The 19,471-nt window shown below is 64.1% G+C and carries 13 protein-coding genes; 10 read left to right on the forward strand and 3 right to left on the reverse strand.

Translation table 11 applies throughout. From position 1 onward, the window contains the following. Window positions 1-35 precede the first annotated feature (35 nt). Window positions 36-572, reverse strand: coding sequence for an ECF-type sigma factor (locus tag AC1DQQ_RS19945; RefSeq protein WP_478032551.1), 537 nt, complete (start codon window positions 570-572; stop codon window positions 36-38). Window positions 573-728: 156 nt separating this feature from the next. Between AC1DQQ_RS19945 and AC1DQQ_RS19950 the strand changes: the two genes are divergently transcribed. Next, the gene (locus tag AC1DQQ_RS19950) at window positions 729-3,614 is read left to right on the forward strand and encodes a hypothetical protein (RefSeq protein WP_478046541.1); all 2,886 of its coding nucleotides are present in this window, start codon (window positions 729-731) and stop codon (window positions 3,612-3,614) included. Between the two features lie 68 nt (window positions 3,615-3,682). On the opposite strand, the gene AC1DQQ_RS19955 is transcribed toward AC1DQQ_RS19950, so the two are convergent. Continuing rightward, window positions 3,683-6,283 carry a TonB-dependent receptor gene (locus tag AC1DQQ_RS19955; protein ID WP_478046542.1) on the reverse strand — a complete coding sequence of 867 codons (2,601 nt, stop codon included), beginning with the start codon at window positions 6,281-6,283 and terminating at the stop codon, window positions 3,683-3,685. Window positions 6,284-7,103: 820 nt separating this feature from the next. Here AC1DQQ_RS19955 and AC1DQQ_RS19960 point away from each other — a divergent pair. From AC1DQQ_RS19960 to AC1DQQ_RS20000, 9 genes are all read left to right on the forward strand, one after another. Beyond that, window positions 7,104-7,550: a Csu type fimbrial protein gene (locus tag AC1DQQ_RS19960; protein WP_478032485.1), complete on the forward strand. Its 447-nt coding sequence runs from the start codon at window positions 7,104-7,106 to the stop codon at window positions 7,548-7,550. A gap of 52 nt (window positions 7,551-7,602) precedes the next feature. Next, window positions 7,603-8,289 (forward strand): fimbrial biogenesis chaperone, encoded by a 687-nt coding sequence (locus AC1DQQ_RS19965; protein ID WP_478046543.1) that lies wholly within the window; start codon window positions 7,603-7,605, stop codon window positions 8,287-8,289. Next, complete coding sequence (locus AC1DQQ_RS19970) at window positions 8,270-10,597, forward strand: fimbria/pilus outer membrane usher protein (protein WP_478046544.1); 2,328 nt, start codon at window positions 8,270-8,272, stop codon at window positions 10,595-10,597. Before AC1DQQ_RS19965 ends, AC1DQQ_RS19970 begins: the two co-directional genes overlap by 20 nt. After that, window positions 10,594-11,091 carry a Csu type fimbrial protein gene (locus AC1DQQ_RS19975; RefSeq protein ID WP_478032481.1) on the forward strand — a complete coding sequence of 166 codons (498 nt, stop codon included), beginning with the start codon at window positions 10,594-10,596 and terminating at the stop codon, window positions 11,089-11,091. The genes AC1DQQ_RS19970 and AC1DQQ_RS19975 overlap by 4 nt, the downstream gene beginning before the upstream one ends. A gap of 288 nt (window positions 11,092-11,379) precedes the next feature. Further along, window positions 11,380-12,006, forward strand: a complete 627-nt coding sequence (locus AC1DQQ_RS19980; protein WP_478046545.1) for an OB-fold-containig protein — start codon at window positions 11,380-11,382, stop codon at window positions 12,004-12,006. A gap of 33 nt (window positions 12,007-12,039) precedes the next feature. Continuing rightward, the gene (locus AC1DQQ_RS19985) at window positions 12,040-13,737 is read left to right on the forward strand and encodes a flotillin family protein (RefSeq protein WP_478041268.1); all 1,698 of its coding nucleotides are present in this window, start codon (window positions 12,040-12,042) and stop codon (window positions 13,735-13,737) included. Window positions 13,738-13,893: 156 nt separating this feature from the next. Further along, window positions 13,894-14,808 (forward strand): sulfite exporter TauE/SafE family protein, encoded by a 915-nt coding sequence (locus AC1DQQ_RS19990; protein WP_478032478.1) that lies wholly within the window; start codon window positions 13,894-13,896, stop codon window positions 14,806-14,808. Between the two features lie 41 nt (window positions 14,809-14,849). Continuing rightward, window positions 14,850-15,581: a TIGR02186 family protein gene (locus AC1DQQ_RS19995; RefSeq protein ID WP_478046555.1), complete on the forward strand. Its 732-nt coding sequence runs from the start codon at window positions 14,850-14,852 to the stop codon at window positions 15,579-15,581. A gap of 400 nt (window positions 15,582-15,981) precedes the next feature. Continuing rightward, complete coding sequence (locus AC1DQQ_RS20000; RefSeq protein WP_478046546.1) at window positions 15,982-17,649, forward strand: helicase HerA domain-containing protein; 1,668 nt, start codon at window positions 15,982-15,984, stop codon at window positions 17,647-17,649. Between the two features lie 113 nt (window positions 17,650-17,762). Here the strand turns inward: AC1DQQ_RS20000 and AC1DQQ_RS20005 are convergent, their stop codons facing one another. Continuing rightward, window positions 17,763-19,280: a peptidoglycan DD-metalloendopeptidase family protein gene (locus tag AC1DQQ_RS20005; RefSeq protein ID WP_478046547.1), complete on the reverse strand. Its 1,518-nt coding sequence runs from the start codon at window positions 19,278-19,280 to the stop codon at window positions 17,763-17,765. Window positions 19,281-19,471: the final 191 nt, after the last annotated feature.

The raw sequence follows: 19,471 nt of genomic DNA on the forward strand, positions 1-19,471 counted from the left end.
TCCGTCACGGCGGGTCAAACTCACGTCATCACGCTCTAGGCAACAGCCATCTCGTGGTGGATCCAGGCGCGCGCTTGCACCCACCAACGGCGCACTGTCCGGTCGGTTACGCCCAGCACGCTCGCGGTCTCTTCCTCGCTCAGCCCGGCGAAGAACCGGCAATCGATCAACTGCGCAAGATTGGGGTCAAGCTCGGACAGCGCCTTCAACGCATCGCCGAGGCGAATGACGTCGCGATCCTCGGGCACCCCCGCACCGGGTGAATCGATACTCTCGGTAAAGGAATATTCGAGGGCGTGGCGCTTCGACGTCAGCCGGGCGCGCGCCGCGTCGATCAGAATGTGCCGGATCGCGGTCGCGGCACAGCCGAGGAAGTGCGATTCGCTCTCCCAGCCGTCGCGCCGTTTCAGCTTGATATAGGCCTCTGAAATCAGAGCCGTCGTCTGGAGCGTCTGGCCACCGCCAGCGCGGAAATGCTCGCGTCGGGCGATCGCGCGCAGCTCTGAATAGAGCACTCCCATCAGCGTGTCGGCGCCTCCGGAGAAATTATTTTCGGATGCGGTGTCCGGAATCGCGGTCGTTCCTCGTCCTGCTCGCCGTCCGAATGATTTGGGCTGTTTTTCGTAGGTGAAGCAGCGGTCGGGGGCAAGGCGATACCGCGGACGTGGCGGACGCTGCGCGCTTGCTGCTGCGGGTCGAATGATCGACCGCAACAGGGGATAATCAGCATGCGTACTGTCACATCGTTTCTCGTCGGCGCAGCACCGCTCGCGCTGATTGCAGGTCTTGCCTTGCCGGGCACCGCGCAGGCGCAGGATGTAAACTGCCAAAACACGACCGGCGTCCCTGCCGGGACGATCACGCCGGGCAATAACGACACGGCCTGCGGATCGAGCGCCACGGCCACAGGCGAGGCATCCACCGGTATCGGCGCAGGGGCCAATGCAAGCGGCGACGGCGCGACGGCGGTGGGACGTACCACCGTCGCCAATGCCGGCAATGCGACCGCGATCGGCGCCTATGCGTCGGCGAATTCAGCCAACGCCTTTGCTGGCGGGTCTTTTGCCAATGCCACCGGTCTTGAGACCGTAGCGCTCGGGTTCAACGCCGCCGCGACACTCGACCGCGCCACCGCGCTCGGCGGCAATTCAGCGGCTTCGGGGATCGCGGCAACGGCGGTTGGCCAGAACGCGAACGCGACCAGCGTTCACGCGACAGCGGTCGGATCGAGCAGCCGGGCAACGAGCGACGGTGCGACCGCGACCGGGTTCAATGCGCAAGCGGCGGGCGACAACAGCGTCGCCAACGGGATCGACGCGCGGGCCGGGCTCGCCGATGCGATCGCCATCGGCAATGGCAGTCTGGCCGGTGACAATTCGATCCCGAACAACGCCACCTCCGGCCAGATCGCGATCGGCGCGCGCGCCCTCGCCCCTTACGGCGAAACAACCGTCATCGGCATGGATGCGTCGTCCGGCGCCTATGGAACGCTGGCGATCGGTGTGCGCGCGCGGGCGAGTCAAAGCGGGACTGTGGCCGTCGGGAACGATTCGCTGGCGACCGGCTTTGCGACGGCCATCGGGAGTTCGTCGAACGCGGGGACCTTCGCCACCGCGGTCGGCTATATCGCCGACGCGAGCGGGATGTCCTCGGTCGCTTTGGGTAATAAAGCGACCGCAACGGGCACGCGTTCGATTGCGATCGGCGCGGCGAACGCGTTCGGCAATGACGCGACCGCATCGGCGGACGACGCCGTCGCACTGGGCGCGGGGGCCAAAGCGGACCAGATCTACGCCACCGCGCTCGGCGCCAATTCGGCGGCGTCAGGCGCCTATTCGATCGCTATCGGCAAGGATGCGTCGGTCAGCCATTCCGACGGCGTTGCTGTCGGCCGCGAGAGCAAGGTGACTGGCGAATATGGCGTTGCGCTGGGGCGGACTGCAGAGGCGACTAATTTCGGGGTGTCCATCGGCGCAGGGACCAAGGCGGGATTTTTCGGTACGGCGCTCGGCTATGCCGCGAAATCGGGGGATGCCAGCACCGCGGTCGGCAACGGCGTCAATGCGTTCGGAAATTACAGCACGGCGACGGGGGGATATAATTCCAACAATTTCTCCTACACCAGGGCTTCCGGAGATTACAGCGCTGCCTATGGTGCCGGCACCCTGGCGCTGGGGAATGACAGTAGCGCGTTTGGCGCACAAAGCGTGGCCAAGGGTATTGGCAGTGTAGCGTACGGCCATGCTGCCAGAGCAGAAAATCGCGACTCTGCCGCTGTAGGCAACAATGCCAAAGCAACCGAAGATTTCACGACCGCGATCGGTGCTAGTAGCCAGGCGACCGCCATTAACAGCGTCGCTTTAGGCAATGGCTCGGTGGCCGATCAAGCCAATAGCGTTTCGGTCGGGCTGGTTGGCGGCGAACGCCGTGTCGTCAATGTTGCCGCCGGCATCGATGCGTTCGACGCCGTCAACAAGGGCCAACTCGACGTTGTGGAAGCGAAGGCGGATGCCGCTCAGGCTACAGCCAACGCCGCGCTGACGGCGGCCACCGCCGGCGCGGGCAGCGCGGGTGCGGCGCAGGCTACCGCCGATGCGGCGCTCACCAACGCGGGAGCGGCCCAGACCACCGCCAATACCGCGCTGACCAACGCGGGAATGGCGCAGGCAACAGCGGATACGGCGCTCGCCAACGCAGCCACGGCACAGACAACCGCCGACACGGCATTGGCCAACGGAAAATATTTCCGGTCCAACGCCACCGGCCCGGCACCCGACGCGACCGGCGTCAACGCGATTGCCGTCGGCCCCTCCAGCGTCGCAAGCGGCGACTCTTCGGTAGCGATCGGCGATGCCGCCAGGGCGATCAACGGCAAAGCGGTGTCTATCGGCGCCGGCAATGTCGCGTCGGGCAACGGCGCGGTCGCGATCGGCGATCCCAATGTCGCCACGGGCCAGGGAGCGGTCGCGCTCGGCAACACCAATAGCGCCATCGGCCAGGGCGCGATCGCGATCGGCAACCAGAACAGTGCCACTGGCCAGGGCGCCATCGCGCTGGGCAATATGGCGATGGCGGATCAAGCAGGCAGCGTCGCGATCGGCGACGGCGTAGCGACCTCGCGCGCGGGACAAGTCGCTCTCGGCAATGCGGGGTCGACGGTGACGCTGGCGGGCGTCGTCTCGTCGGCCAGCTTGCTTGCACAGACCGGCGCACTGAAGCTGATCACGACCGATGGGCTCGGCAATCTGGCGACATCCGCATTGGACATCGGCATGCTTTCCGGACTTGGCGGACGGACCTCCGCACTCGAAACGCGCGCTACGCTGATCGAAGGCCGCGTTGGTGCGCTCGAGCAGGGAACCGTGGTGCTCGCCCGGCGGGCGCGGCAGGCCGAGGGCGGCATCGCGGCGGCCATGGCGCTAGGCGGCACGGTGATGCCGCCCAACACCACGTTCGCCGTGTCCTTCAATCTGGCGACCTATCGTGGCGAACAGGGCTTCGCCGGCTCAGCAATAGCTCGGGTCTCCGACCACGTCTGGGTGAGCGGCGGTTTTGCAGGGTCGACCGTCAAGGGCTCGACCGGTGGTCGCGCCGGCGTGACCTTTGGCTGGTAAGAGCTAGACCTCGAGCTCTGGGACATGACGTCCGCTTTCGGGATGAACTCCCCGAAAGCGGACCGTCGTCAATAGGCCGCCGACAGCGTCAGGAACCATTGCCGCGGCGCGATCGGATAGGCCGAATAATTGTTGGTCGCCGATCCGATCGACAGGGTCGACACGCCCTTGCGGTCGGTCAGGTTGGTGACGTTGAGCGAGACCTCCAATTTGCGCAGCGGCAGGATATTGTCCGGCAGCTTGGCGGCGAGGCGCAGCGAGGTCAGGAAATAGGACGGCACGCTGGCGTCGTTGGTGAAGGTGGCGAAGCGGCGGCCGACGAAATCGCCGATCACTTGCGCCTCGAACGGCCCGACCGACAAAGTCGCGACGGTCTTGTTCATCCATTTCGGCGTGCCGGGCAGCTGCTTGCCGCAGGTCGGCACGACGCCGGCGGTCACCAGATAGCCGCCGATACAGGTGCCGGTCGCAGCGCCGATGCCGGTCGCGGTGGATGTATAGTCGCTCTGATATTTGGACAGATTGTACGACGTGGCATTGTAGAGCGAGAAGGTACGGCCGACGCGGAAAGTGAAGGCGGCGTCGACACCGTCGGTATGGACGTCGCCGACATTGACCAGAATCGACGTACCGCCGGTGATTTGGCCGCCGGCGATGCCGCCCGGATTGGTCGAGATCGCCAGCAAGCGGTTGTTGAAGACGACGTGATAGTAATTGACCTGCGCGTCGAAGCCGATGCCGTTGCCGAAGCCGCGGCTGGTGCGCAGACCGCCTTCATAGGTCCAGCTGCTCTCCGGCTTGCCCTGATCGGCGAAGGCGTTGAACGCGGCCTGGCTGCCGGTGAACCAGGGTCCGCCGCCGCCGGCCAGATAGGCCTGATATTGGCGCAGATTCTTCTGGACGTTGAAATAGAGCTGTTCGTGGCCGTTGAAATTATAATTGGCGCCGAATGCGGGCAGGAACCAGTTCTTGGTATCGATCCTGCCCTGGGGCAGGCCGCCGGTCAGGCCCGACAGCGAGCCGGGCTTGGGTTGCACGGGGAACCAGCCATTGGCCCATTGCGCGCTGGTCTTGAACCCGGCGTTGACCAGCAGCTTGCCGGTCACTTGCCAGCTGTCCTGCAAATGAAGCTGCAATTCGTTGATCCGCGCCTCGCCCTGATATTGCGTGAACAGGGGCGATTGGGCGTCGAGCGGACGGATGTACGGCGTGCTCGAGGCGGGATTGTTGATGTCGACCGCGTACCAGCGGCGATATTGCGTCGTGCTGTTGCGCTCGAACCAGCCGCCCAACTCGATCTTGTGGTTGCCGACCTCCAGGTTGAGCGCGGAGATGATGCCGCCGCGGTCGATGCGATATTCGGTGGTGCGGGTGATCAGGCCCGAACCGCCGGTCGCCGCGACCAAAGCGGCCCCGACCGCCTGCGCCTGGGCGTCGGTCATCGTCGTGCACGCCGCGGGACGAACGCCATTACCGTTGGTGCCAAACTGGCATTTGGCCGCGACGGCGGCAGCATAATTGGGGTCGAGATAAGGCTGCGCGGTAGTGATCGACTGGCCGAGCGGACCGGCCACCACGCCGGCGCCGTCATTGTGGTGGAAATAGCCGGTGGTCGACCAGGTCACGCGGTCCGACAGATGCGCGTCATAACGCATATAGAGCAGGTAATCGGTCCGCTGCGCGTCCGAATAATAATTGCGGTAATTGCCGCCCTGCGCCGCCGGCGAATTGCCCAGCGCGCTCAGATAGGACGTCCGGTAGGTGGCGAGATCGGGATAGAAGAACGGCTTGGTATAAGGCGTATAGAGCTGGACCGGGGTCGCGGTGCCGCCCGCGGACGGCTTGAAGAAGGTGGTCGCGTCCTCGTTGGGCTGCGTCATGTCGTTATAGTCGAAATAGAGCGTCAGCTTGCCGGCCTTGCGGTCGTTGACGAACTTGGCGTTGGCCTGATAGCCGCCCTGGGTGCCGTTGAAATCCCAGGCGCGGGCGTGCTGGCGCGCCGCCGAGACATAGGCCGAACTGTTGCCGTCGACACCGAACGCGCCGGTATCGATCCGTACGAAAGTCCGCGACGTGTCGAAGCTACCGACGGTCTGGCCGACCTGGACGCCGAACTTGTCGAGCGGCGCCGACGAATAGGTTTCGACCGTACCGCCGAGATTGCTGTTCGACGCGGTGGCGAGATCGCCGGCGCCGGTCGACACGACGACGCGGCCGACATTCTCCGAAATCACCGCGCGTTGCGGCGACAGGCCGTTATAATTGCCATAGCTCTGGTCGCCGAGCGGCACGCCATCCATCGTGTAACCGAGCTGGTTGGCGGCGAAACCGTGGATGAAGATCTGCGCGTTCTGCTCGTTATAGCCCCAGGGATCGGCGGTGATGTAGAGCACGCCGGGCAAGGTCTGGATCGCCTTGAGCGGTGAGACCCCGGGCAGGATCTTCTGCATCTCGGTACCCGGCAGCTCAGTCGACGAGCGCGTCGACCGGCCGGTGATCACGATCGTCGCAGCCGGGTCGAGCTGGGCATCGTCGGGCTGCGCGCTGGCGGGTTGGGCATCGCCGGGCTGCGTCGTGCTCGCATCCGCCATCGCGGTCTGCGCGGACGCCGCGTCGGCGCAGAACAATGCGCCGGCGAGCGCGAACAAGCTGGTAGTGGAACGGATCACGGCGGCCCCTTGGTTGTGGACGTTGCTGCACTGCAGAACGAGGCGCCTGTGCCTCCGCATGATGCCATTTTCGCGTCGTTTCGGTTGCGATCGCATGACAGCGGCAGTTCGGGCCGACGATGTCGACGCATGTCGCGGTGCTGAAGGGGGGCTGAGCTGATGCACGCGGAGACGGCCGGCTCTAGTTATTTGTTGTCGGATCGCTTTTTGCGGAAAACCGGTACCCACTTTTCCGCGCGATGCTCTAATCGGTCATCGGCACCAAATCCGTCATCCCAGCGAAAGCTGGGATCTCGGGCGATGGCGCGATTCTCATGAGACCCCAGCTTTCGCTGGGGTGACGGCTTGGGGCCGGCGGACATGGGCCATCAACGCAGCGCGATAAATTAGACGCGCGATACGACGAATATTGTCGAAATCGTATTTTCGAATTTTGACAAACGTCAATGTTGTGATTGAGTATTATTATTCCATCTCTTCATTATAATCCTGGAATCGATTGGCAATCGATTAACATTCAATTCGCTTCTAATCGGGTCGTTTCGATATAGATACGAACCCGATCCATAATTAAATCCATACGATATTAATCTTTTGCTTGTATCAAATGCATACGTATATCAACGTAATTTACAGAAATATCAAAGATATGATATCATGCGTTTTATCCTAAATTGATCTGAGCCGACTACGTTCGACAATCGACAAGCTGTCGTACGAGCTATTTGAAATTGTCGTGTTCAGTATGGAGGATTTTATGGTTTCTCGTGCAAAATTTCTGTTCCCGTTCTGGATGGGTATTGCGAGCGCAGGGCTCCTTATGTCTCCCGCCGCGCAGGCGGACACCACCACCACCACCTTCGCGGTAACGGCTACCGTTCTCAAAGCCTGTGTCGTCACGGCGAACCCGCTCGCTTTCGGAACCTATGATCCGACGGCGGCGACGCCACTCGACGGCTCGACCACGCTTTCGGTGTTCTGCACCGTCGGCTCCTCGTTCACGGTCGGTCTCAACACCGGCACGGCGAGCGGCGCCACGGTCACAACGCGGCGGATGACGAACGGCGCCAACACGCTTGGCTATGCGCTGTACCAGGAAGCGGCCCGCACCAATAACTGGGGCAATACACCCGGTACCGACACGCCACTGGCGACCACCGCCCCCGTGCTGCCGTCGACGTTGACAATCTATGGCCGCGTATCGGCCAACCAGAATGTGCCCGCAGCCAGTTATACCGACACGATCACCGTCACTGTAAACTATTAGGCCTGAACCGATGCGCGCCGGAGCCGCCATCGTTGCGATATTGCTGCTGCCATTGGCGGCGCAGGCTTCCTCGCTCAAAGTATATCCCGTCCGTATCGTCCTGACCCCGAAAGAACCGGTACAGACGATGACGATCCAGAACGGCAGCGCCGAGACTGCCCGCATCCAGCTGCGCGTCTTTTCCTGGCGCCAGGTGGATGGCGAGGACAAGTTCGAGGAAACCCGGGACGTTCTCGCCAATCCGGGCCTGTTCGAGATTGCGGGCCAGGGCGAACAGATTGCGCGCTTCGGCTTGCGCACCAGCCCCGGCACGGTCGAGAAGAGCTATCGCGTCATTCTGGAAGAAGTGCCGGGTTTGCGTCCGAATGAGCCCGGGCAAGTGCGAACCTTGTTGCGGATAAGCATTCCGATCTTCGTGCCAGCGCCCAACCCGATCGGTCGCCTCTCCTGGCGCGCCTGGGCGGCGGGGCCCCACAAGGTGACGTTCGAGATCCGCAACCAGGGCACTGCTCACGTCCAGATCAACCGGCTCGCACTGGCCGGGCGGAACGGTGCGAAGCTGGGCGCCGGCGACATGTCGGTTTATCTGCTGCCCGGCGCGTCGCGGCAGATCATGCTCGATGTCGACGCGCCGGTTCGCGCCGGCGAGTCCCTCAAACTGAGCGCTGTGACGGATCAAGGTAATCTGACCGCCGATCTCGTCGCCGAGGCGGCTCCCCATGAAACCGGCCGTCCCTAGGACCATCATGGCGGCGCTCTGCCTCCTTGCCGACGCGACCGCCGCAGGCGCACGATCTGCCGCTCCGGACCCGCCGGCGGGGCAGCAGCGCCCGGATCGGTTCGACCTGCTGTTTGTCGCGATCACCATTAACGGCACGCCGGAAGGTGAATATCTGGTGGCACGGCGCGGCGGCGATTTCTTCGTCCGCCCCTCCGATCTGGCGCGCTGGGGGGTCAGGCTATCCCCGGCTGCGACGACCGTGATCGAGAACGAAGCTTTCGTTCAGCTGACCGCCATTGCCGGCATGACGCTGCACTTCGACCCGGCCGGTCAACGTATCGCATTGATCATTTCCGCCGAACTTTTCGATTCCAGCAATGTCTCGGTGCCGGCCACGCGCGTACGACCGACAAAGAGCGCCTTCGCGGCGTTTCTCAATTACGATCTGTCCGTCCAATACGATCACAAGGTACAGGCAGCAGCCTTCCTGGAAGCCGGAATATCGGACGATTGGGGCCTGCTCGCGACCACCATGGCGGTCGGCCAGCAAACGGGGTCGAGCCGGGTCACGCGTTTCGACAGCTATTTCCTGCGCGACGATCCCGATACGCTGGTCCGCCTGATCGTCGGCGATACCGTCACCGACGCACGCGACTGGTCGCGCCAGATACGCTTCGGCGGCGTCCGGCTTGGTACAGACTTCAGCTTGCAACCCAATCTCATCACTTTCTCCACTCCCGCTTTTACCGGCCGGACGGCGATCCCTTCGAATGTCGAGTTGCTGGTGAATAACGCGCGGCGCTTCCAGGCCGACGTTGCGCCGGGGCCCTTCTCGATCAATCAGGTACCTCTGGTAAACGGCGCGGGCGACGTGACACTCGTCATCCGCGATGCGCTTGGCGTGGAACGCCGGGTGACGTCTTCTTATTATATCAGTTCGCGCCTGCTCAGGCGGGGTCTGAGCGCCTGGTCCCTCGAGGCGGGTGCCGAGCGCCGGGATTACGGGATCAGGAATTTCAGCTATGCCAACCCCTTCGCGGCCGGATCCTATCGCCGCGGAGTCACCGACTGGCTGACCCTTGAAAGCCGCACGGAAGTGAGCGGCGATGTCCAGATGATCGGCGGCGGCGCCAATATCGTCTGGCCCGCTATCGGCGAGTTCGGAATTGCCGGTGCAGTTTCGCGGGGAGAGGACGGCCAAGGAGCGCTCTACCGCATCTTCTTCAGCCGGATCACGCCAGGATGGAGCCTGGCGGTGAGCTATCAGCGTGCGTCGCGCCAGTTCGACCAGCTAGGCATCCATCGCGACGCGGAACGCATAACGGGTCAGTTACAGGCCTCGGGCAGCGTCTCGCTGGGACGCCGCGGCAATTTTGGCATCGTCTATACCGATCTCGAATATGCCGATCGCAACCGCACCCGGCTGGCCTCGGCCAATTACAGCATCGGAATCAGGGATCGCGGCTATCTGAGCGTTTTCGCGCTCCGCAGCGCGACCCGGGGGTCCGCCACGCAAACCACGGTCGGCGCGGGTTTCACCATTCCCTTCGGGCCGCGCAGCAGCGGCTATGTGCAAGCGGACACCCGCAATGTTCTCGCCGAAATACGCAGGACGCCGCCCGCCGAAGGAGGCTGGGGCTATCGGTTGACGGCGGGTGCCGGCGAAAGCGACCGCCAGCAGGCCGAGCTCAGCTGGCGCGGCGATCCGGGCGAAATCAGGGTCGAGGCCGCGCGCGTCGAGGGGAGCGCCGGCGTCAGGATGCTCGCCAGCGGCGGATTGCTTTTCGCTGGCGGCCGCCCCTACGCCACCCGGCGCGTGGAGGATGCGCTGGGCGTCATCGACGTGCCCGGCCTGGCGGATGTCCGCATCTACCAGGAAAACCGCCTCGTCGCCCGCACCGACGCCCGGGGTCGTGCGATCATACCGGATCTGCGCGCTTATGAGCAGAACCGGATCGCGATCGCACCCGGCGACATCCCGATCGACGCGCACATGTCGAGCGACACGCTCATGATCGTGCCGCGGTATCGCGGAGCGGTCATTGCGCGCTTCGCGATCGAACGGGATCACCCCGCGACGATCTTGCTGCAGGCACTCGACGGCGCGCCGGTCGATGCCGGCACCACGGTGCGGACCGATACCGGCGAGACGGCATTCGTCGGCTATGGCGGCGAAATCTTCGTGCGCGAAGCACGGCGGGACATGATCATCGAGTTCGAGACCCGGCAGGGCCCATGTCGAGTCAGGCTTGGCGGATTGCCCGAGGATGACGTGCTGCCGCGCCTCGGGCCGTTACGGTGCGGCAATCCCGTGAGCGCGCCATGACCCCGCGGTACCTGATCGTCCTGATGGCGATGCTGGCGGGCACATTGCTGCTTGTTCCATCACCGGCAAAGGCGGCGTGCGCCCCGCTGTCCGCCTGCAGCTGCACCGTCACCGCGACCGGCGTGAGTTTCGGCACGTACACCGTCGTCAACGCGTCGCCCACCGATTCCACCGGCAACATACAGGTCCACTGCACGCTGCTCGTTGCACTGGCCGGATCGTTCACGGTCGATCTCAGCACCGGCTCATCCGGAACCTACACCCAGCGCGCCCTGCACAATGGTGCGTCCGTCCTTGACTATAATCTTTATACCGACGCGGCCCGAACCCAAATTCTAGGAAACGGCTCGGGAGGCTCGTTCCGCATAACCCGGAATTTTACGGCACTGCTCAGTGTCGATCAGACGATGACGGTCTACGGCCGGATCCGCTCCAGCCAAAATGTACCCGCGGGCAGTTACAGCGACACCATCATCGTCACCGTAACCTACTGATAAGGCAGCTATCCGGTTGAGCTTCCTGGCAGCAGCCAGTCTCCAGTCCGTGAGCGCCGCTGGCACGGATGGATAGTTTGCTTGGCCAGGCGCAACCGTCTGCTCTCTCATGCGGATGTCCGAAAGCAGCTAGTCACCGCTCGGACGATTAGAAGATGGTCGCTGCTATGCGCCTGGCTGCTGTCCTATAGTTGGACTGTCTCGGCACCCGAAAACATACGTCCGCTCAGCTCCAAGATGGCGGAACTTTACTATATTCTTCCAAATGAATTCCGATATGATCGACGGGTGTTCAGCCTTCTTTTAACTACGGATTATGCGCCGTTCGCGGTCTCCTTCGTGGTCATGCTGGGCATCGGCATCATCGAGGGAGTGGGGCTGGGTCTGGGGCATCTCGACCTGGGTTCGCATGTGGATGGCGGCGGTGCCGAGGCCGGGCCGGGTCTGCTCGACTGGCTGGGGTTCGGGCGCGACTTGCCGATCCTGATTTGGCTGACGTCGTTGCTATGTTGCTTCAGTGTCGCTGGCGTCGCCATCCAGCAGATCGCCACGCTCCTGGTCGGAAGCCCGCTGCACTGGGGCATCGCGAGTGCTGCGGCGCTGGTCATCGCCGTCGTCGCGAATGCGTTTGTGTCCGCCGGCCTGGCGCGAATCTTTCCGTCCTATGAGTCTTCGGTCATCAATGCCGAGGACCTGTTGCGGCATCGCGGGACAGTGCTGGAAGGTGCGGCGTCGCGCGGGCATCCGGCGCGCGCGAAGGTCGTCGATCAGTTCGGCCAGGCGCATTACGTCATGGTCGAGCCGCATGACGACGCCGACGTGATCGCGCAGGGCGAGAGCGCTCTGCTGGTTGGCAAGCAAGGGACGGTGTTCTTCGCCATTCCGGACATCAGCACGCCGTTCCGGCCAATCTGAACGCTAGAAATTTCAAATTTGGGGGAGGGTCTTTTGTCCGCATCGCTGCTGAACGTCCTGATTTATGCCGGTATCGCGCTCCTTGCGCTCGTCGTGATGGGGATCATCCTCACCCGCCTGTATCGCCGCGCCACGAAGGACATCGCGCTGATCCGCACCGGCTTTGGCGGCGAGAAGGTGGTGCTGAACGGCGGCATCATGGTGATCCCCGTGCTGCACGAATTGATGCAAGTCCGGCTGACCACCGTTAAGCTCGAAGTTTCGCGCCTCAACAAGGATGCGCTGATCACGCTCGACAAATTGCGCGTCGACGTCGTCGGGCTTTTCCACATCAAGGTAAAGCCCGATGCGCAGTCGATCGCCGCCGCGGCGCAGACGCTCGGCGAATCGGTCAACAGTCCCGATGCGGTGAAGTCGCTGCTTGACGGCAAGCTCGTCTCGGCACTGCGCTCGGTCGCGGCGACGATGACGATGGAGCATCTGCACGCCAACCGCGCCGACTTCATCCAGAAGGTCCAGGAAGCGCTGATGACCGATCTGGACATGAATGGCTTTCAGCTGGAATCGGTCAGCATCACCCATTTCGATCAGACCGCGTTCGAGCATTTCAACGAGAACAACGCGTTCGACGCCGAGGGCCTGACCGTGCTCACCCGCACGATCGAGGAGCGCAAGAAGATCCGCAATGATATCGTCGCGACCAACCGCGTCGAGATCGAGCAACGCAACCTCGATGCGAACAACCAGTCGCTGGCGATCGCGCAGGAGGCCGAGCAGGCGCGCCTGACGCAGGAACAGACACTGGCCGCCCGCCGGGCGGAGCAGGCGACCGCGATCGCCACTGCCGAAGCCGAACAGACCCGGCTGGCCGAAATCGCCCGGATCAATGCCGAGCAGGCGCAGACGGTCGCGCAGACCGAGGCCGACAAGGTGATCCAGACGGCAACCATCGCCCGCGACGGGGCGGTGCAGACCGCGACGATCGAGCGCGACCGCACCATCGAGATCGCGCGTATCACCACCGCCGTGCAGACCGCGCAGAAATCCGAGGAGGAATCGACCGCGACCGCCGCGGCCAACGAAGCGCGCGCGCTGGCGGTGCGTGCCGAGGAAAGCGTCCTGACCGCGAAGGCGACCGAGATCGCCAATCGCGAAAAGAATGTCGCGGTGATCGCGGCCACCAAGCGCGCGCAGGAAGAGGCGGTCCAGATCACCGTCGCCGCTACGGCCGAGAAGGAGGCCGCTGAATCCCGCGCTGCCGCTTTACGCACCGAGGCCGAAGCCGAGGCCGATGCCGAAAAGGCGCGTGCCGAGGGCCGGGAGGCAGCGTTCAAGGTCGATGCTGCGGGTCAGACCGCGCTCAACGAAGCCACCAACATACTCAACGATTCGCAAACAGCCCTGCTGGTTCGCAAGGCGATGCTGGAGGCGCTGCCCGGGATCATCGCAGCAGCGAGCAAGCCTATGGAGCAGATCGACAAGATTTCGATCCTCGACGCGCGCGGCCTGCACGGAGATTCAGGTGCTTCGGACGGTGCTGGCAGCCCCGGAAACCTTGCCGATTCCGCGGTTGCCGCGGCCATGCGCTACCGGGTCGGCGGCCCGCTGATCGACGGACTGATGGCGGAATTGGGGATTGGCGGGGGCAGCCTCAACGGCATGCTCTCGGGTGTGGCGGCCGCGCCAGGCGCGGTTGCAACCGAGGATCAGCCGGAGGGCAGCAAGGAATAGGGCCGTTCGCCGCTATCCTGCGCCTTCCACCCTCATCTCCGCCTTGGCGGTCCGGCCGGGTGAAACCTGCCGGGCCGCCAACGACCATTAGCCGAACGCACCCTCCTAACGCCCAACCGCCTTCCACCCGCCACAACCTGCGTCTAACGTAGCCCCGTGGATCTCTATCTCCCCATCGCCAACATGTCGGTCAATGCGCTGGTGATCGTCACGCTCGGGCTGTTCGTCGGGCTGTTGTCGGGGATGTTCGGGGTTGGCGGCGGGTTTCTGACCACGCCGTTGCTGATCATCTATGGCATCCCGCCGACCGTCGCCGCTGCCTCGTCAGCGAGCCAGGTGACCGGGGCGAGCGTCTCCGGCGTGTTCGCGCATCTGCAGCGGCGCGGGGTCGATTTCCAGATGGGCGGGCTGATGGTCGCCGGTGGGTTCGTCGGGTCGGGAGTCGGCGCGTGGATCTTCCGCATTCTCCAGCGGACCGGGCAGATCGATACGGTGATCGCGGTCATCTATGTGCTGATGCTCGGCTGGATCGGCTCGACCATGGCCAGGGAATCGATCCAATACATCCTCGCCGCGCGCGGCGGAGCGCCCCCGCCGGCACGCAAGCGGCGCCACCATCCGTTGGTCGCGGCCCTGCCGCTCAGGATGCGCTTCTATCGCTCGGGGCTCTACGTCTCGCCGCTCGCGCCGCTGCTGCTCGGCTTCGGGGTCGGCATCCTGACTATCCTGCTCGGCGTCGGCGGCGGCTTCATCCTGGTCCCGGCGATGATCTATTTGCTCGGCATGGCGACGCAGGTCGTGGTCGGCACCAGCCTGTTCCAGACCCTGTTCGTCACTGCCTGGGCGACGATGGTCCATGCCACCACGACCAAGGCGGTCGATATCGTGCTGGCGGTGCTGTTGTTGATCGGGTCGGTGACCGGCGCACAGCTCGGCGCGCGCTTCGCCGCGCGGGTGAAGCCCGAATATCTCCGCCTGGCGCTTGCTGTGCTGGTCCTGCTGGTCGGGTTGCGTATCGCGATCGGATTGGGTTGGCGGCCCGATGAAATCTATTCGGTAGAGCTATCTTGAAGGCGCGTGCCGCGCTCGCTCTGCTGATCGCGCCACCGCTAATGGGGCAGGCCAAGCCGGTATCGAAACCGGTGCTGGTCCCCGACGTCTCGCAGCGCCAGATCGAGATCGCTTATTCGTTCACCGGCGCGGATCTGCTGCTGTTCGGCGCAATCCTCTATCCCGGCGGGCGGCTGCCCGACGACGATGCGCCGACCGACATTGTTGTGGTGGTGAAGGGGCCGACCCAATCGATCCTGGTGCGCGAAAAGGAAAAGATCGCCGGCATCTGGGTCAATGCGTCGCGGCTGCGCTATCGCTCGGCGCCGAGTTTCTACGGCATGGTGTCGTCGCGCCCGATCGATCAGGTGGTCGATGGCCGCACGCGCGCGATCTACGAACTCGGGCTCGACAGCCTGCAATTGTCCCCGGCGTCGAGTGCGCCGCAGGACGAGCAGGACCGCTTCGCGCGCGGGCTGGTCGACCTCAAGCGCCGGTCGGGTCTCTATTACCAGCAGCCCAATGCGGTCGAGATCAGTGACGGCGTGCTGTACCGTGCGCGCGTCAACATCCCGGCGCGCGTGCCGGTCGGCCGGTTCACCGCGGAGACCTTCCTGATCCGCGACCGGCACATATTGGCGGTCGCGACCAGGGATATCGACATCCGCAAATCGGGGTTCGAACGGTTCGTGGCGCGGTCGGCGCAGCGCAGTTCGATCGCCTATGGGCTGGTCGCGGTGGCGCTGTCGGTGCTGTTCGGCTGGGGCGCGGGGTATATCGCGCGGCGGGTTTGATGTCTCCGTGCCGAAACAGTCGCAAGAAGTCGTATCTGCCCTCTCCCGCAAGCGGGTGCGCCGGGTCGGTCATGCCCCCGGCATGACCTGAACAGCGCGGGGCGCTGTTCACCCGGTGCAGGTTGGGTGAGGGTCTTCTTTCTTCTTCCAGGCGTGTGTCGAAACAGAAGAAGAAAGAAGACCCTCACCCTCCCACCGCTTCGCGGCGGGCCCCTCCCTCTCCCGCAGGCGGGAGAGGGGGAACGCGCGCTTTCGTTCCGGTGTGGCGCTTGCTGCACGGTGGATGTCGGAACGGGTTCGGCATGACCTCGAGAAGGGTTCGCCCGAGCCGGTCAGCGATAGCAAACTCAATATTTACCCCTGACGTGCCATAGCGACTCGGAATGACCAGGGGATTCCGATGACCGAAATGCTGGGGGGTAGCGCATTCGCGCGGACGACGGCCGATGACACCGCCGCGCCGACCCCCACTCCGAGCCTCGGCAGAGAGATTGGTGGGCTGATCGAGATCGCCGGTTCCGGGGGGCAGGTGCTGTTCGATCCCGATGCCATTGCCAGCTATGCCGCCGATCCCGATTCCGTGCTGGCATCGGCCGGCTCGGTCGGTGCGCAGGTCAAGATTCGCGTCGGCGCCTGCTGGATGATCGCCAATATCCGCTCGCTGCGCCTGGTCGAGGCCGGCATCCTGGCGCTGATCGACTTTCTCGGCGAAGGCGATGAGGAACGACTGACCGGCAAGCTCTACAAATTCCGTCGTGGCGTCACGCGCTATCCCGCCCCGGGCGCCGCGGTGTTTCCGGTATCGACCGCCGACCTCAGGCAGATCTACGCCGCCGACGACCGCGCCAATATCGAGATCGGCACGGTCTATCCGACCAAGGACATCCGCGCCTCGCTCTATGTCGACGCGATGCTGGGCAAGCATTTCGCGCTGCTCGGATCGACCGGTACCGGTAAATCGACCAGCGCCGCGTTGATCCTGCACAAGATCTGCGAGCTCGCGCCGCAGGGTCATATCGTGATGGTCGATCCGCACGGCGAATATGCGGCGGCGTTCCAGACCACCGGCGCGATCTACGACGTGTCGAACCTGCAGATGCCGTATTGGCTGATGAATTTCGAGGAACATTGCGAAGTGTTCCTGACGACGTCCAACTCCGAACGGCAGATCGACGCCGACATCCTGGCCAAGTGCCTGCTCGCCGCGCGCGCCAAGGGGCGGCTGGGGCAGGAGATCAGCAAGCTGACGGTCGACGCCCCGGTGCCGTACCTGCTCAGCGACCTGACCAATTTGATCCAGCTCGAAATGGGCAAGATGGACCGCGCCGGCGACACCGCGCCCTATCTCCGGATCAAGACCAAGATCGATGAGATCAAGGCCGATCCGCGTTACAGCTTCATGTTCTCCGGCATGCTCGTCGCCGACACGATGCAGGACTTCATCAGCCGCGTGTTCCGCCTGCCCGGCGACGGCAAGCCGATCTCGATCATCGACGTGTCGGGCGTGCCGAGCGAAATCACCTCGGTGGTGGTCGCTGTCCTGTCGCGCATGGTGTTCGACTTCGCGATCTGGTCGCGCAACGAAGCGCGGCGCCCGATCCTGCTCGTCTGCGAGGAGGCGCACCGCTACATCCCCAACGAGCGCAACGCCGACGGATCGTCGGTCGGCAAGATCCTCAGCCGCATCGCCAAGGAAGGCCGCAAATACGGCGTCAGCCTGGGTCTGATCACGCAACGTCCGTCGGATCTGGCCGAAGGCGTGCTGTCGCAATGCGGCACGATCATCTCGATGCGCCTCAACAACGATCGCGACCAGGCGTTCGTCCGCGCGGCGATGCCCGAAGGCGCGCGCGGGTTCCTCGACGCGATCCCCGCGCTGCGCAACCGCGAGTGCATCATCTGCGGCGAAGGCGTCGCCATCCCGATCCGCGTCGCGTTCGACGGGCTGGAGGCCAACAAGCGCCCGGCGTCGGACGATCCGACCTTCTCCACGTTGTGGCGCGAGACCGGCGGCGAGGATCAGATCATCGGCCGCACCATTCGCCGCTGGCGCTCGCAGGGCCGCTGATCGGGCGCACACGAAAACGGTTGCCTGATCCTGCGAAATCAGGAGGCGGGAGTTACCAACGGAATCACTTGTAATTTTGAGCCCCTGCTTACCCAGGAGCGAGACTTATCGCGTCAGCTGGACTTGCGCGGCGTACCCGGATGAACCGACAGCAATTCCGACACGTGCGACTTGAACGCGCGCAAGGCAGCGCCGGTCAGCGCGGCGACGCTCGAGAAGGAGAAGCCGCGCGGATTGACCACCTGGCCGCTGCGATAGACTTCGAAATGCAGATGCGGGCCGGTCGATAGTCCCGAATTGCCCGAATAAGCGACGATCTGGCCGCGCTGAACATGCTGGCCGTTGCGCACCAGCACCCGGCTCAAATGGCCATAACCGGTACCGACCCCACTACCCTGCGCCTGAATGCCGACGAAGCTGCCATAGCCGCCTTTGTAGCCGGCCCAATTCACAATGCCGTCGAATACCGCATAGACCGGCGAACCATAAGCGCAGGCGATGTCGATGCCCTTGTGCATCCGGTAATAGCCGAGGATCGGGTGCATCCGCATGCCGAAGGACGAGCTGATCCGGCCCGCGACCGGCAGGCCCATGAAACCCTGGCGCTCGGTCTGACCGCTGGCGTCGTACCAATCGCCATGGCCGTTGCCGCCATCCTCGTCCTCGTCGGCGTTGCGGCTCCACTTGACCAGTTGGACCTTGCGGCGACCCATATCGAGCCCGGCGAACAGGATCTTGCCGAGTTCGACCTCGCCGGTCGCGGCGCGGCGCTGCGATAGCATGACGTCCCAGGTGTCGTCCGACGCGACATCGCCGCCGATCGAGATCCGCGTCGCGATCGCCTTGATGTAATCGGCGGCAACGGTCGAGGGCACGCCGGCGGCGCGCATCGATTTGTACAGGCTCGATCCGGCCAGGCCCTGGATACGCAGCGGCGTGTCGTCGACCGCGATCGCCTGGCGATTCATCGTCAGGCCGTTGGCGGTGCGCTTGATCGTCAGGCGGAAATCGAATGCCGGCTGGAAGCTCAATTGTTCGAGCGGGCGCGGATCGCTTTTCTTGGCACGGCGGCCGAGCACGCCTTCGAACCGCGTTCCAGGGCGGATATTGTCGAGCGGCAGCGCGCCCGCGACCAGATCGGCAACGCGGGCGATATCGGTCTTGGCGGCGCCGGCGCGGCGCAGCAGCGTTGCCAGGCTGTCGCCGTCACTCATCGCCGATGCAAAGGCCTGGGTCGGGCGATCGGGGGTTTCGGCCAGCGGCCGCACCAGATCGGTCGCCGCCATGCGCTGACCGGTATCGGCACCCAAGGCGAGTGGCGCGATCGATTGCGCACGGGCATTTTCCCACGCCTTGCCCTTGAGCGGCAAAGCGGATGCAGCGACCAGCGGCTGACCGATGCCCGGCGACAGCGCCCAGCACGCGCCGACCAGCGCGGTGCAGGTAGCGAGTCCGCGGAACCAGTCGCGCGATCCGATCCGCGCGCCGAGATCGGGCGTCCAGTCGATTTGCGCCATGGAGGCACGCACCCGGTCGACAAAAGAGAGGTCGGTGGTGAGGACGAGCGCACGGCCGGTCGAGCTGGGAGCAGCGCCACCCGATTGCTCATAATGCTCACTGCGCAGAAACACGACGAAACGTCCCCGTTACGTAATCGCCGATCCACCCCCGGCGCTGTCCAAACACTCTGCCGATGGGGTGTTAAAGTCAATTTAACCGCCTCGTTAAGCGCCGATCCGTGCGGCAAGCCGTGCAGCGCGAGGGACAAACTCCATTTGACGCGGAACTATTTCAAGTACCGGCAAATTCGGGATCTTTTCGT

It is taken from the genome of Sphingomonas sp. P4_G3 (genome assembly GCF_056401105.1).